11 protein-coding genes are annotated in these 13,872 nt (G+C 72.4%); 9 read left to right on the top strand and 2 right to left on the bottom strand.

The annotated features are described in order from the left end of the window. Positions 1-23: 23 nt before the first annotated feature. From murJ to ACN27C_RS08620, 7 genes are all read left to right on the top strand, one after another. Positions 24-1,772: a murein biosynthesis integral membrane protein MurJ gene (murJ, locus tag ACN27C_RS08650; RefSeq protein ID WP_047892728.1), complete on the top strand. Its 1,749-nt coding sequence runs from the start codon at positions 24-26 to the stop codon at positions 1,770-1,772. Positions 1,773-2,181: 409 nt separating this feature from the next. Beyond that, the gene (locus tag ACN27C_RS08645; RefSeq protein WP_162959262.1) at positions 2,182-3,792 is read left to right on the top strand and encodes a protein kinase family protein; all 1,611 of its coding nucleotides are present in this window, start codon (positions 2,182-2,184) and stop codon (positions 3,790-3,792) included. Between the two features lie 43 nt (positions 3,793-3,835). Further along, positions 3,836-4,540: an RNA polymerase sigma factor SigM gene (sigM, locus tag ACN27C_RS08640; protein WP_358170594.1), complete on the top strand. Its 705-nt coding sequence runs from the start codon at positions 3,836-3,838 to the stop codon at positions 4,538-4,540. Further along, the gene (locus ACN27C_RS08635) at positions 4,537-5,478 is read left to right on the top strand and encodes a hypothetical protein (protein WP_422750883.1); all 942 of its coding nucleotides are present in this window, start codon (positions 4,537-4,539) and stop codon (positions 5,476-5,478) included. The genes sigM and ACN27C_RS08635 overlap by 4 nt, the downstream gene beginning before the upstream one ends. Before the next feature lie 177 nt (positions 5,479-5,655). Further along, the gene (trxB, locus tag ACN27C_RS08630) at positions 5,656-6,609 is read left to right on the top strand and encodes a thioredoxin-disulfide reductase (protein ID WP_120572527.1); all 954 of its coding nucleotides are present in this window, start codon (positions 5,656-5,658) and stop codon (positions 6,607-6,609) included. 38 nt (positions 6,610-6,647) lie between these two features. Continuing rightward, the gene (gene trxA / locus ACN27C_RS08625; RefSeq protein WP_013289375.1) at positions 6,648-6,971 is read left to right on the top strand and encodes a thioredoxin; all 324 of its coding nucleotides are present in this window, start codon (positions 6,648-6,650) and stop codon (positions 6,969-6,971) included. A gap of 162 nt (positions 6,972-7,133) precedes the next feature. Beyond that, the gene (locus ACN27C_RS08620) at positions 7,134-8,294 is read left to right on the top strand and encodes an N-acetylmuramoyl-L-alanine amidase (RefSeq protein ID WP_120574075.1); all 1,161 of its coding nucleotides are present in this window, start codon (positions 7,134-7,136) and stop codon (positions 8,292-8,294) included. 8 nt (positions 8,295-8,302) lie between these two features. Here ACN27C_RS08620 and ACN27C_RS08615 read toward each other — a convergent pair whose 3' ends face one another. Then, the gene (locus ACN27C_RS08615) at positions 8,303-8,968 is read right to left on the bottom strand and encodes a GNAT family N-acetyltransferase (protein WP_120572526.1); all 666 of its coding nucleotides are present in this window, start codon (positions 8,966-8,968) and stop codon (positions 8,303-8,305) included. 282 nt (positions 8,969-9,250) lie between these two features. Between ACN27C_RS08615 and ACN27C_RS08610 the strand changes: the two genes are divergently transcribed. Then, positions 9,251-10,564, top strand: a complete 1,314-nt coding sequence (locus ACN27C_RS08610; RefSeq protein ID WP_120572525.1) for a PLP-dependent aminotransferase family protein — start codon at positions 9,251-9,253, stop codon at positions 10,562-10,564. Positions 10,565-10,571: 7 nt separating this feature from the next. After that, positions 10,572-11,564 carry a D-alanine--D-alanine ligase family protein gene (locus ACN27C_RS08605; protein ID WP_120572524.1) on the top strand — a complete coding sequence of 331 codons (993 nt, stop codon included), beginning with the start codon at positions 10,572-10,574 and terminating at the stop codon, positions 11,562-11,564. Positions 11,565-11,566: 2 nt separating this feature from the next. Here ACN27C_RS08605 and ACN27C_RS08600 read toward each other — a convergent pair whose 3' ends face one another. Then, the gene (locus tag ACN27C_RS08600; protein WP_422750882.1) at positions 11,567-12,502 is read right to left on the bottom strand and encodes a hypothetical protein; all 936 of its coding nucleotides are present in this window, start codon (positions 12,500-12,502) and stop codon (positions 11,567-11,569) included. Positions 12,503-13,872 lie beyond the last annotated feature (1,370 nt).

Here is a 13,872-nt window from a genome sequence, read left to right as displayed (position 1 = left end):
ACGTACCCCCTGGAGGCTGGCAGATGAGCGGCGGGCTCTACCGCAGCGCGAACGCGCACGGCGGCGGCCTGCCGCCGGACGACGGCGCCACCTTCATCTCCGCCGAGCCGCTGAACCAGCCCGGCGTCGAGGCCGTCGCGCCGCCGCAGGAGGTGGTCGCCGAGACCAGCGCCGCGGCGAACAGCGCGGTGATGGCCATCGGCAGCCTGGTGAGCCGGGGTACGGGCTTCATCCGCAACCTGATGATCGGTGCCGCGCTCGGCACCATGGTCGGTGACGCGTTCACCACCGCCCAGTTCCTGCCCAACCAGGTGTACGAGTTCCTGCTCGGCGGCGTGCTGACGAGCGTCCTGGTTCCGGTGCTGGTCCGCCGCCGCAAGATCGACGCGGACCGGGGCGAGGCGTACGCACAGCGCCTGCTGACCCTCGCGGTGCTGGCGCTCGCCGCGACCGCGCTGATCGCGGTGCTGCTGGCCCCGGTGCTGACCGCCGTGTACGCGGCCGGTGGCGACGACCCGGCGTACACCACGCTCGTCACCCGGCTGTCGTACCTGATGCTGCCGATGCTGTTCTTCACCGGCATCAGCGCTTTGATCGCCGCGGTGCTGAACACGCGCGGGCACTTCGCCGCCCCGATGTGGGCGCCGATCCTCAACAACCTCGTCTCGATCGGCACGTTCGGCCTGTACATCGTCGTCTTCGGCGCGACCGGCCTCCGGCCCGACGAGGTGGGCTGGGACCGGATCCTGCTGGTCGGCGGCGGCACGCTGCTGGGCGTGGCGGTGCAGGCGATCGGACTGCTGCCCGCGCTGCGCAAGGTCGGCTTCCGGTGGAAGGCGCGGTTCGACTTCCGCGAGCTGGGGCTGCGCGAGCTGGCCCGGCTCGGCGCCTGGATGTTCTGCTACGTCGCGGTCAACCAGCTCGGCCTCTTCGTGGTGGTCAACCTGCTCAACCGGGCCACCGGCGGGGACGGCGAGAACGCCGGCCTGCTGATCTACAACAACGTGTTCCTGCTGCTGATGATGGCGCACGGCATCATCGCCGTCTCGATCATCACCGCGCTGATGCCCCGGATGAGCGCGGCCGCGGCCGAGAACCGGTTCCACGACGTCACCGCCGACCTGTCCCGGGGCACCCGGATGGTCACCGCGGTGCTCGCACCCATCGCGGTCTGCTACGCGGTGCTGGCCGCCCCGATCTCGGTGGTGGTGTTCCGGTACGGCGCGTTCACCGGCGACAACGCGGTGGCCACCTCGACCGTGCTGCTGGTGGCGGCGCTCGGCCTGGTGCCGTTCGCGGTGAGCCAGCTCTTCACGTTCGCGTTCTACGCGCTGCCGGACACCCGCACCCCGGCTCTGATCAACATTCCGGTGGTGGCGCTGCGCGTCCTGCTCCAGGTGGGCCTGTTCCTGCTCTTCTCGAACACGTTCGCGGCGGCCGGGATGATGCTCGGCAACGCGGTGTCGTACCTGGCGGCAGCGATCATCTCGGCGATGCTGCTGCGGCCCCGGGTGGGCCGGATCGGGCTGGGCGGGATCATGCGGACGCTCGGGCGGGTGGTCGTGGCGGCGCTCGGCGCCGCGCTCGTCGGCGTACTCGTGGTCGCGGTGCTCCCCGGCGACCCGGCGAGCCTGAGCTGGCTCGCCGCGGCGGTCCAGTTGGTGATCGGCGGCGCGGCGATCGGCGCGACCTACCTCGGGCTCGCCATGGTGCTGCGGATCGGCGAGATCACCGAGGTGGTCGGGATGGTCCGGCGGCGCCTCGGGCGTTGACCCCCTCGGTGACCGACGGTGAACGAGGATCACCAGGCTGGGGATACGGCTGTGGATAACTTGGAATTCCGCCGTCCAATGGGCCTCTCGGCCTGTGGACAACCAACCGTACGGATGAGGGAGCGCAGGCCGGGGCGGGGAAAACCTTCCCGCCGCCGCACCGGTACGCCCCTGTGCCGCTTCCTTGCCGTCAACCTTTAGATTGGCGGTGCGTGTCCGGCTCGCCCGCCGGGTGGGCGGGCGACCCGGCCGGGGCCCGTGGCGACTGGCCTTCCGGCCGGTCACAGCGGGAAGATGACATGTCGGAGAACCGGGCATCCCGGGTAAGGTCGCTCTCGACGGGTACGACCGGGATCGACGCGGGTGTCGACACCGCGGCCGTTCCACCGAAGGTAGAGCGGGAAGCCACATGCCCAGCAGCACGGGTCCATCGATCGACGCGATCACCGAGGGAGGACGGGTGACCCAGGTCGGCGAGGGTCAGGAAGCGGAGGAGACCTCTCCTGCGGTCGTGACCTTCGGTGCTCCCACGGTCGGTGAGCTGCTCGCGGAGCGATACGAACTGGTCGAGCACATCAACAACGACAGCGCGGGCCGGCTGGTCTGGCGCGGTGTCGACGTGGTGCTCCGCCGTCCCGTCGCCGTGGTCCTCCGCTACCCGGGTGGCGACTCCGCCACCGAGATGCTTCAGGCCGCGGTCGCCGCGAGCCGCGTCATCCACCCCAATCTGGTCGGCGTCTACGACGCGATCGACGAGGACGACCGGGCCTACGTGGTCCGCGAGTGGGTCGACGGGCAGTCGCTGCGCGAGATGGTCGCCGCCGACGGGCCACTGGACCCGGCCCGGGCCACCGCTATCGGCAACGCCGTCGCCAGTGCCCTCGCCGCCGTGCACGCCACCGGCATGGTGCACGGCAACCTTCACCCCGGCACCGTCATGATCAGCGACGACGGCCGGGTGGTGCTCGCCGACGCGCGTACCGACGGTGCGGACAGCCAGGAGAACGACCTGCGCGCGGTCGGCGGGGTGCTCTACTTCGCCCTGACCGGGCACTGGCCGCACGGCGAGGCCCCGCTGCACGGCGCCACCGCCGGGCACGGCCGCGCCGCCCTGCCGGACGCCGTCCGCGACGCCGGTGGCGCGATCGCCGCGCCCCGGCAGATGCGCGCCGGTGTGCCCGCCTACCTCGACGACCTCACCATGGACCTGCTCGACCCGGAGATCGCGCCGCCGTCGTCGGACGTGCTGGCCGCCGAGCTGAGCCGGCTCGACATCCCGGCCGACGAGCAGTTCCTGGAGCAGGCCGGCCCGCTGCGTTTCACCGCCGAGCCCGGCGAGGAGCCCTCCCCGCTGGCCGCGGCCGGCGGTCGCAAGGTCGCCATCGGCATCGCCGGTCTGCTGGCTGTGGCCCTGGTCGGGCTGCTCATCGGCATCAACGCGCTCGGTGGTGGCGACGACGGCGGCAAGGAGCCGGTCGCCCAGCCGTCGAACAGCGCGCCGGCCACCGGGGGCGGGGACGAGCCCGCCGCGCAGGTCCGCAAGCTCACCATCGAGGCCGTACGGATCATCGACCCGGACGGCGACCGCGCCGAGGTGCGCAACGCCGAGAAGGTGATCGACGGGAACGACGACGAGGGCTGGGAGACCAACAGCTACCGCAACAACGGCAAGTTCGGCGGGATCAAGAAGGGCATGGGCGTCTGGATCGACCTGGGCGCCCCGCACTCGGTCAAGCAGCTGGAGGCCACGCTGTCGGCCACCGGCGCCACCGTCGAGCTGCGCACCGGCGCTCGCGGCGACTTCCCGTCCACCTCCGCCGGCGACAAGCAGCTGGTCAACGCCTACTCGACGTTGATCGGGCCGCCGAACGAGGACGGCGGCACCAAGATGATCTTCAACGCCTTCGAGCCGGACCAGAAGTACCAGTACCTGCTGTTCTGGATCACCAAGCTGCCGGCGAAGGACAGCGGCAGCGGCTGGAAGCTCGGCGTCCAGGAGATCGTGGTCCAGGGCTCGTGACCCGGCCGCCGTCCCCGCCGCGCCACCTCCTCCGGATGTGGTGATGGCGGAACGCGACGGCGCGCAGCCCGGCCGCTCCGACCTGGAGCTGCTCCGGGCGCACGCGGCGGGTGACCGGGACGCCTTCACCGAGCTGTTCCAGCGGCACCGGGACCGCCTCTGGGCGGTCGCGCTGCGGACGATCGGCGACCGCGAGGAGGCCGCCGACGCCCTCCAGGACGCCATGCTGTCGGCGCACCGCGCGGCGGCCCGGTTCCGGGGCGACTCGGCGGTCACCACCTGGCTGCACCGCATCGTGGTGAACGCCTGCCTGGACCGGATCCGGCGGCGCCAGACCCACGCCACCGTCCCGCTGCCCGACGGCGTGCACACCGACGGCGAACCGGGCCGGCACACCGGCGGCCCGGAACCGGCCGCGCCGGCCCACGACCACGACACCGCGCTCGTGGTCCGGCAGGCGCTCGCGGCACTGCCCGCCGAACAGCGGGCCGCGCTGGTGCTGGTCGACGTGCAGGGCTACCCGGTGGCCGAGGTCGCCGCCATGCTCGGCGTCGCCGAGGGCACCGTGAAGAGCCGGTGCGCCCGCGGCCGGGCCCGCCTCGCCGTGCTGCTCGGGCACCTGCGTACCGGCACCGACGCACCGGCCGCCGACGTGCCGCGGCTCACCTCCGGGAACCGCAGGCGCCCCGAGGGCGTCGGATCCTCGTCGGGAGCGTCCCGTCAGGCCGTCAGCCAGGAGGAGCCGTGACTTCCCGGGAGTTCAGCGAGGTCGACCACGACCTGCTCGCCGACTACCTCGGCGGGGCGCTGGACGGCACCCCCGAGCAGGCGACAGTGGCCCGGCTGGTCGAGCAGGACCCGGCGTGGCGTGCCGCGTACGAGAATCTCGCCGACGCGGTCGACCTGGTCGGCGCCGACCTGGCCGGCTGGGCCGCGGCCCCCGCGCCGGAGATGCCCCAGGTGGTGGCCGACCGGATCACCGCGGCGCTCGCCGGGGCCGGACCCGCGCTGCGCGACGGCACGCCGGTCGTCCCGGCGCAGTCCGGCGGCGCGAGCCGACCACCCGGCACGGCCCCCCGTACCGACCGGCACAGCGGCCCCGGCCGTCGTCCCCGGCGCTGGGCCCGCATCGCCGGGCCGGTGGCCCTGGCCGCCGCCTCGGTCGCCGCGGTGGGGCTCGGTGTCGGCCGGCTGGCCGACCCGGGCGACAGCGGTACGGCCGACCAGGCGGCCCGGGAGGCGGCGCCGATGGTCGGCGCGCCGTACCGGACCACCGGACCGGCAGTGCGCAGCGGCACCGACTGGACACCGGAACGCCTCGCCGCAAGCGGGGCGTTCGCCGGGACGAAGTCGAATCCGGGGGACATGGCCGCGGCGTCCGGCGCGGCGAAGGACGGCGCGGAGACGCCCCTGCCCGGCGCGCCTGACCGCCTCAGCGCCCTCGGCGGGCTGGACCGGCTGACCCGGCCGGAGACGCTCGCCGCTTGCCTCACCGCGATCGGGGTCGAGCACGCCGCCGGGCCGCTCACCGTGAACATGGTCGACTACGCCCGGTTCCAGGGTGCCCCGGCGCTCGTGGTGACGTTCGCGGACGCGGGCGGCGCCCGCTGGGGCTGGGTGAGCGGGCCGGAGTGCGGGGTACCCGGGTCCGGCGCGGACACGCGGTTCCGGACGCGGGTAGGGTGAAAACGCGGTCACGACGCTTGTCCCGCCACGTGACCTGACCCACCGGATGACCGGCTCGGGAATCCCCGCTTCGTACGATGACGTTCTGCAAGTCAGGCGCCGGCGCCCCTAGAGCCGTCGGCACTCGGGATCGACATCGGTGCGGCCGGTGACGAACACACACATCGGGAGACGGCAGTGGACGAGGTCCGCAACCTGATCATCATCGGCTCCGGTCCGGCCGGCTACACGGCGGCGGTCTACGCCGCCCGCGCCAACCTGAAGCCGCTGGTGATCGAGGGCGTGCAGTCGGGTGGCGCGCTGATGACCACCACCGAGGTGGAGAACTTCCCCGGCTTCGCCGACGGCATCCTCGGCCCCGAGCTGATGGACAACATGCGCAAGCAGGCCGAGCGCTTCGGCGCCGAGTTCCTCACCGACGACGTGACGCGGGTCGAACTGAAGGACACCGGCGAGATCGGCTCCGACGCGGTGAGCACCGTGTGGGTGGGCGAGACCGCGTACCGCGCCCGCGCCGTCATCCTCTCCACCGGTTCGGCCTGGCGTCCGCTGGGTGTGCCGGGCGAGCAGGAATACCTCGGCCACGGTGTGTCGTCCTGCGCCACCTGTGACGGCTTCTTCTTCCGCAACCAGCACATCGTGGTGGTCGGCGGCGGCGACTCGGCGATGGAGGAGGCCAGCTTCCTCACCCGTTTCGCCGAGTCGGTGACCATCCTCCACCGCCGCGACTCGTTCCGCGCCAGCAAGATCATGGCCGATCGCGCGCTGGGCAACGAGAAGATCAAGGTCGAGTGGAACACCGTCGTCGAGGAGATCCTCGGCGACGACGGCAAGGTCAACGGCGTACGGGTGCGCAACGTGCACACCGGCGAGAGCAAGGTGCTCGACGTCACGGGCGTGTTCGTGGCGATCGGTCACGACCCGCGCAGCGAGCTGTTCCGCGGTCAGGTGGAACTGGACGACGAGGGCTACGTGAAGGTGCAGGCCCCCAGCACTCGTACCAGCGTGCCCGGTGTGTTCGCGGCGGGTGACCTCGTCGACCACACCTACCGGCAGGCCATCACGGCGGCCGGCACCGGCTGCGCCGCCGCGCTGGACGCAGAGCGGTTCATCGCCACCATCCAGGGCTGAGAGTTCCACGAGCAAGGTTCGGAGGAGGAGAGTTCATAGTGGGAGCAACCAAGGCGGTCACGGACGCGAGCTTCGTCAGCGACGTGCTGCAGTCCGACAAGCCGGTTCTGGTCGACTTCTGGGCGGAGTGGTGCGGCCCCTGCCGCAAGGTCTCGCCGCTGCTGGAGGAGATCGCGGGCGAGATGAAGGACCAGGTCACCATCGTCAAGCTCAACATCGACGAGAACCCGGAGACGGCGCGCGCCTACCGGGTGATGTCGGTGCCGACGCTGACCATCTTCAAGAACGGCCAGCCGGTGCAGTCGATCGCCGGCGCCAAGCCGAAGGGTGAGCTGGTGAAGCTCATCGAGTCGGCGCTCTGAGCCGTACCGACACCTCCGGAACCCCCGTCACCGCGCCCGGTGACGGGGGTTCCGGCTTGCCTGACCTGCATGAACGCGAACCCGTCGGGTATCGGCCACGGTACGCTCCGTAAGCATCCGTCGGAGTTCCGGTCCGCCAACGTCCGTGCAGAGGGGGTCGTCGTGCGTCCGATCCGACCCGGTGACCAGGGACCGGCGGTGGCCGAGATCCGTACCGTCCTCGCCGGCCTGGAACTTCTTCCCGCCGAGGCCGGAGGCGACGACTACGACGCCCAGACGGAACGCGCGGTCCGGGCCTTCCAGCAGTCCCGCGGCCTCAGCGTCGACGGGCGCGTCGGCGCCGAGACCTGGCGGGCGCTCGACGCGGCCCGCTGGCGGTTCGGCGCCCGCGCGCTGTACCACGCCGTACCCGAGCCGCTGACCGGCGAGGACGTCCGCTCGCTCCAGGAACGCCTGCTGGAGATGGGGTACGACGTGGGCCGCGCCGACGCCATCTACGGCATCCGCACCTCCCGCGCGGTGGCGCAGTTCCAGCGGGAGATGGGCCTGAAACCGGACGGGTCGTGCGGACCACACACCGTCAACGCCCTGCGCCGCCTCGGCCGCAAGGTGGTGGGCGGGCGCCCGCAGTGGCTGCGCGAGTCCGACGCCATCCGGCAGGCCGGGCCGACGCTCGTCGGGCGGACCGTGGTGATCGACCCGGGTCACGGGGGCACCGACCCGGGTGTGGTGGTGCCCGACGGCACGCTGCGCTGGAGCGAGGCGGACCTCGTACACGACCTCGCCAGCCGGCTGGAGGGGCGGCTCGCCGCCGCCGGCGTACGGGTGCAGCTCACCCGGGGCCCGTCACCCGGCGACTGCCTGCCGGACGCGGACCGGGCCCAGCTCGCCAACTCCCTCGGCGCCGACGTGTTCATCTCCCTGCACACCGACGGGCACGCCAACCCGGAGGCCGAGGGCGTGGCCACCTACCACTACGGCACCGACAACGGCGTCACGTCGGCGACCGGCGAACGCCTGGCCGGGCTCGTGCAGCGGGAGATCGTGGCCCGCACCGGGCTGCGCGACTGCCGTACCCACGCCAAGGCGTGGGAGCTGCTGCGGCTCACCCGGATGCCCGCGGTACGCGTCGAGGTCGGCTACCTCACCTCACCGGACGACCGGGCGCGGCTCGTCGACCCGCGCTTCCGGGACCGGGTGGTCGAGGCCATCGTGGCCGGCGTGCAGCGGATGTACCTGCCGATCGAGCGGGACGTGCCGACCGGCTCGATCGACGTGAGCGAACTGCGGGCGATCGTCGCCGCCGGCACCGTCGTCGACTGACCCGCGACTCAGCTCGTCGAGCGGGTGGCGGGCGCCGGGCGGACCGGCCGCAGCAGCGTCTCCGGGCTCATCGAGCCGAGCAGCTTCTCCAGCGCGTACTCGACGTCCGACTTCCAGCTCAGCGCCGTCCGCAACTCCAGCCGCAGGCGGGGGTAGCGCGGGTGCGGCCGGACCGTCTTGAAGCCCACCGAGAGGAAGAAGTCGGCGGGCGCCACACAGGCGCGGGCCGGGTCGTCCGCGTCGTCGCCGAACTTCGCGTCGCCGAACGCCTCGATCGCCTTGATGCCGCGCTTGGTCAGGTCGCGGGCCACGCCCTGCACGAGCATCCGGCCCAGGCCGCCGTCGGCGAAGGCGGGCACCACGTGCGCCGTCATCAGCAGCGCCGCGTCCGCCGAGACCGGCGAGGTGGGGAACGCCATCGAACGCGGGACGTACGCCGGCGGGGCGTACATGACGAAACCGGCCGGCATGCCGTCGACGTAGACGAGCTTGCCGCAGGAGCCCCACTCCAGCAGCGTCTGGGAGACCCACGCCTCCTTCTCCAGGCCCGGGTCGCCGGCCGCGCAGGCCCGCTCGGCGGAGACCGGATCCAGCTCCCAGTAGACGCATTGCCGGCAGGATCGAGGCAGGTCCTCCAGCGTGTCCAAGGTCAGGCTGACCAGACGTCGCGACATGAGCGCACCCCACCAATAGGCTCGGAGCGCCGGTGAGTCCCGCGCCCTCCTGCTCCCGACGAGCGATCGTACGCCCCTGTCCGGCGGTACGGGAGGGAACGCGCGAACCCCCGCCCGGACGGCCGACGGCGGGTCCGGGATGTGGACGTGTCCACACGGCCGGTGCCGCGACCGTCACCGGGGACTACGATCGACCAACCGGCCCCCGCCGCCAATGGATGTCGGCATCGCGGGTACCACACCGGGCGGCAGCCCCGCCGACACCCGATCGAGGTGATGTCCATGACCGGCACGACGCTCGACGACTACACCGACCGGTACGCCCGGCGCGTCCGCGGGATGACCGCCTCGGAGATCCGGGCACTCTTCGCGGTGGCCAGCCGGCCGGAGGTCGTCTCGCTCGCCGGTGGGGCTCCCTACATCGCGGCGCTGCCGCTGGACGCGGTCGGCGAGATGCTCGGCCGGCTCGGCTCCGAGCACGGCGCCACCACTCTCCAGTACGGCATCGGCCAGGGCACCCCGGAGCTGCGCGAGCGGATCTGCGAGGTGATGTCCCTGTCCGGGATCGACGCCTCCTGCGGCGCCTCCCCCGAGGACGTGGTGGTGACCGTCGGCGGCCAGCAGGCCCTCGACCTGGTGGCCCGCCTGTTCCTGGACCCGGGTGACGTGGTGCTCGCCGAGGGCCCGACGTACGTCGGCGCGCTCGGGGTGTTCCAGGCCGCCCAGGCCCAGGTCGCCCACGTGCCGATGGACGACGAGGGGCTCATCCCGGAGGCGCTGGAGGTGGCCATCGCCGACCTGGCACGCGCCGGCCGGCGGGTGAAGTTCCTCTACACCATCCCCACCTACCAGAACCCCGCCGGCGTGACGCTGAGCGAGGAGCGGCGCGAACGGGTGCTCGACATCTGTGAGCGCGCCGGGCTGCTCGTGGTGGAGGACGACCCGTACGGTCAGCTCGGTTTCGAAGGTGAGGCGCCCCGGCCGTTGCGGGCCCGGCGGCGCGACGGGGTCTTCTACCTGAGCACGTTCTCCAAGACGTTCGCGCCGGGCCTGCGGGTGGGCTGGATCCTGGCCCCGCACGCGGTCCGCGACAAGCTGGTCATCGCCAGCGAGGCGCAGATCCTCTGCCCCAGCGCCTACGCGCAGTCGGCCGTCTCCACATACCTGGGCACCATGCCGTGGCGGCAGCAGCTCAAGGTCTACCGCGAGGTCTACCGGGAGCGCCGGGACGCGCTGCTCGACGCGATGACCGACCTGATGCCGGAGGGCACCACCTGGACCACGCCCGCCGGCGGCCTGTTCGTCTGGGCGACGCTGCCCGACGGGCTCGACTCCAAGGCGATGATGCCCCGCGCCGTGGCCGCCCGCGTCGCGTACGTGCCGGGGACCGGCTTCTACGCCGACGGCACCGGCACCGGCAACATGCGGCTGAACTTCTCCTTCCCGACGCCGGAGCGGATCCGCGAGGGCGTACGCCGGCTGGCCGGGGTGATGGAGCAGGAGATCGCCATGCGCAAGGTCTTCGGCGCGGTCGGCGGTGCCGGACCCCGCCGTCGCCAGGGCGGCTCGGACGCGCCCGGTCCCGACTTGGCATGATGCCCGCATGTCCGACAGCCCCGCCGCACCGCTTCCCGTGACCGGATCCGCCACCGACGAGCTGCACGTACTCGTGCTCGCGGGCGGCCTCTCCTACGAGCGGGACGTCTCACTGCGGTCGGGTCGCCGAGTGCTCGACGCGCTGCGCGCCGTCGGTGTCGACGCGGAACTGCGCGACGCCGACGTGGCGTTGCTGCCCGCGCTGACCGCCGACCCGCCGGACGCCGTGGTGATCGCCCTGCACGGCGCCACCGGCGAGGACGGCTCGCTGCGCGGCGTACTCGACCTCTGGGACGTGCCCTACGTCGGCTGCGACGCCCGGTCGTCCCGCCTCGCCTGGGACAAGCCGTCCGCCAAGGCGGTGCTGCGCGAGGCGGGCATCCCGACGCCCGACTGGGTGGCGCTGCCGCACGACCGCTTCTCCGAGCTGGGCGCGGTGGCCGTACTGGACCGGATCGTCGACCGCCTCGGGCTGCCGCTGATGGTCAAGCCCGCGCAGGGCGGTTCCGGACTGGGCGCCGCCGTGGTCCGGGAGGCGGCGTCGCTGCCGGCCGCGATGGTGGGTTGTTTCGCGTACGACCAGACCGCGCTCGTGGAGCGCTACGTCCCCGGGATGGACGTGGCGGTCTCCGTGCTCGACCTCGGCAAGGGGCCGCAGGCCCTGCCCCCGGTCGAGATCGTGCCGCGCAACGGCGTCTACGACTACGCGGCCCGCTACACCGCCGGGCGTACCACCTGGCACGCGCCCGCCCGGCTCGACGCCGCGACCACGGCCCGGGTGACCGAGGTGGCGCTCGCCGCGCACACCGCGCTCGGACTGCGCGACGTGTCCCGGGTCGACCTGATCGTCGACGGCGGAGGCGACCCGCACGTGCTGGAGGTCAACGTCTCCCCGGGCATGACCGAGACGTCGCTGCTGCCGCTGGCGATCCAGGCGGCCGGGCTGGACTTCGGCCGGGTCCTCGGCACGCTCGTGACCCGGGCCGCCGCCCGCCGCTGACCTCAGCTCTGCGGAGTACGCGTCGCGCCCTGCTGATCGTCCGGGGCCTTCTGCGGCTCGACCTCGTCCGCTTCTTCGCTCTCGCCGGCGCTGTTCTGGGCGCCGCTCGGCGAGCTGTCCGGCGCGTTGTCCGGCGCGTTGTCCGGTGCGTTGTCCGGTGCGTTGTCCGGTGCGCTGCCCGGTGCCGGGCCGGTCTGCGGTGCCGGGTGGGGCTCCAGCGGGTCCGCCGAGGGGTCTGAGAGGTCCGCTGCCGCGTCGGACTCCGGGATCTCGTCCGCAGCCTCGATCACGGACGCGGACTCCTCCTCGGGCTCCTCAACGGCGTTCGCGGGGGAGGTCGGGGAGAGACTCGACGGCGCCTGCCACTGGATGCGCGGCGGCTCGGCCAACGGGCGGCCACCGAACTCGGCGAGCCACGCGGCCACCATGGCGAGGTTCTCCCGCCACTGGTCCTCGGAGATCGGCGGCAGGATCGAGTCCCACAGCGACAGGAACGTGCCCCGCAGCTGCAGCCGCCCGTACGGCCGGGCCAGGAACCACAGGTGCAGGTGCGCCGAGCCGTCGCCCCACCGGTTCACGTGAACCCGGGCCACCCCGTCGAGCGAACGGACGGCCCGCTCCAAGCGGACGGTCATCACGCCCAGTTCGGCGGCGAGCAGGTTCGGCAGGTCGCCCAGATCCAGGTGGGAGCGGGACTCCAGGATCAGGACCATCGGCAGGCCGGTGGGCCGGTCCATGGCGCGGACGCGCCACCGCTCACCGACCCAGATGTACGCCTCGTCGGGCGCGTTGCAGGCGGTGCACTCCCGGTCCGCCTCGCCGCGGCGGGGAGGTTCGAACGGTACGGGCTCATCGAGCTGCTTGACGCGGAGATCGCCCTCGAAGGGGAAGGACGGCCACTGGGTGAAGTCGGGAACTGAGGGAGGGGTGTCCGGCACGACGCTGACCCTAACCGAGTTGGCGACGCCTGTCCCTACCCGTTCCACTGGCCGTCCACCGGTTGTCCACCGTGTTGTCCACAGGCTGCCGAGATCACCAGCACAGCGCGTCATGCACTGCTCAGCAAGGGTTTCATCGCTTTGTTTCACGTGAAACGGGGCGCGCCTGTGGACAACTGCTGTGGATAACTTTGGGGGTGGTTCCGGGTCCGTTCTTCCAACGATCCGGCGGCCGATCCGCACCGGGTGCCGTCGGCTTCTTCTCGTGCGTGTTTCACGTGAAACCGCGGGCGCGCGCTGCTCCCCAGCCGGTGCCGGCAGCCGCCAGTTCGCCGAAGTGGCGGGGACGTGGAGCAGATCGGGGAAACGGCTACATCACGGCCATCCTCACCACACCACTTCCCCGAAGTGGTGGGACGTCCGGCTCGCCACGCCGGTCGGGTGTGTTCCGAGAGCTCGACTGCTTTTTCGAGCCTGGCGCCGGACGAGCGAGTGATCGGGAGGCCGCCGGCTGGGGTGCCGCGAAGCGGCCGCCGTCCGAAGGCGGTGGCGTTGTTCGGGGCTTGGCCGCGATGAGCCGGGCGACGCTGCCGCTCTGCTCATGCCGAGCGAGCGAGCGGCATCGCTTGCACCCGGCGCAGTCCTACCCGGGGGGCGGTGGCTCGCTGCGCGATCCGTTTCACGTGAAACGGGTCGTCGTCCAACCAGGGCTCGCCTGCGCAATGAGGCTGCGGGCGAGGCGCGTCACCGCGTGGGGTGGAACCACTCGCGGGAGTCGAGAGTTCGGGCTTGCCATGCGCCGCAGCCCGAAGGATGGGGCTCATCGTTGCACGGACTCTCTGCGGATCGGGCTTGTCATGCGCGGCCCGATGGAGGGGAATCGTCGTGCGGCCCGATGCTGGGGGTTCGCCGGCAGGCGCCCGCTCCTCCGGCTCACCACGCCCGGGGAGGCGGACCCGCACCGCGATGTGGGCCGAGTGATTGATCCCGGCACCCACGCCCGATAGTCCGGCCTCGCGCCGGCCGGACCAGCCGGGTCGATCCGAGGGCGGGCGGGCTGGTTGGCTGCCCGGCTGCACTGGTCCGCCCGCACTGCTCGACCCACCGTGTGGGTCAGGGCTCGACGCACCGTGTGAGTCGGGCTCCCCACACCCGGCGCCGCTCTCCGGTTCATCCAACGGGCTGAGATCCCTCGTCTCCTTCCGACAGGACAGAACAGAGCGAGGTCGGGAGTGCAGCTCTGGGCGCAGCCCGATCCCGGCCCGCACTGGCGATTCGGCCAGGCGCCGAAGTTCGTCCTGAACAGGAACGCGGCGTCATCCGACCTTGAGCCGTCGAGCCTGGACGTTCGGCACTGCAACCCGAGCCAG

The organism is Micromonospora sp. WMMD1219 (genome assembly GCF_049315215.1).
In the GTDB taxonomy this organism is placed as follows: Bacteria; Actinomycetota; Actinomycetes; order Mycobacteriales; family Micromonosporaceae; genus Micromonospora; species Micromonospora tulbaghiae.
This window is presented reverse-complemented; position numbering and strand designations above follow the sequence as displayed.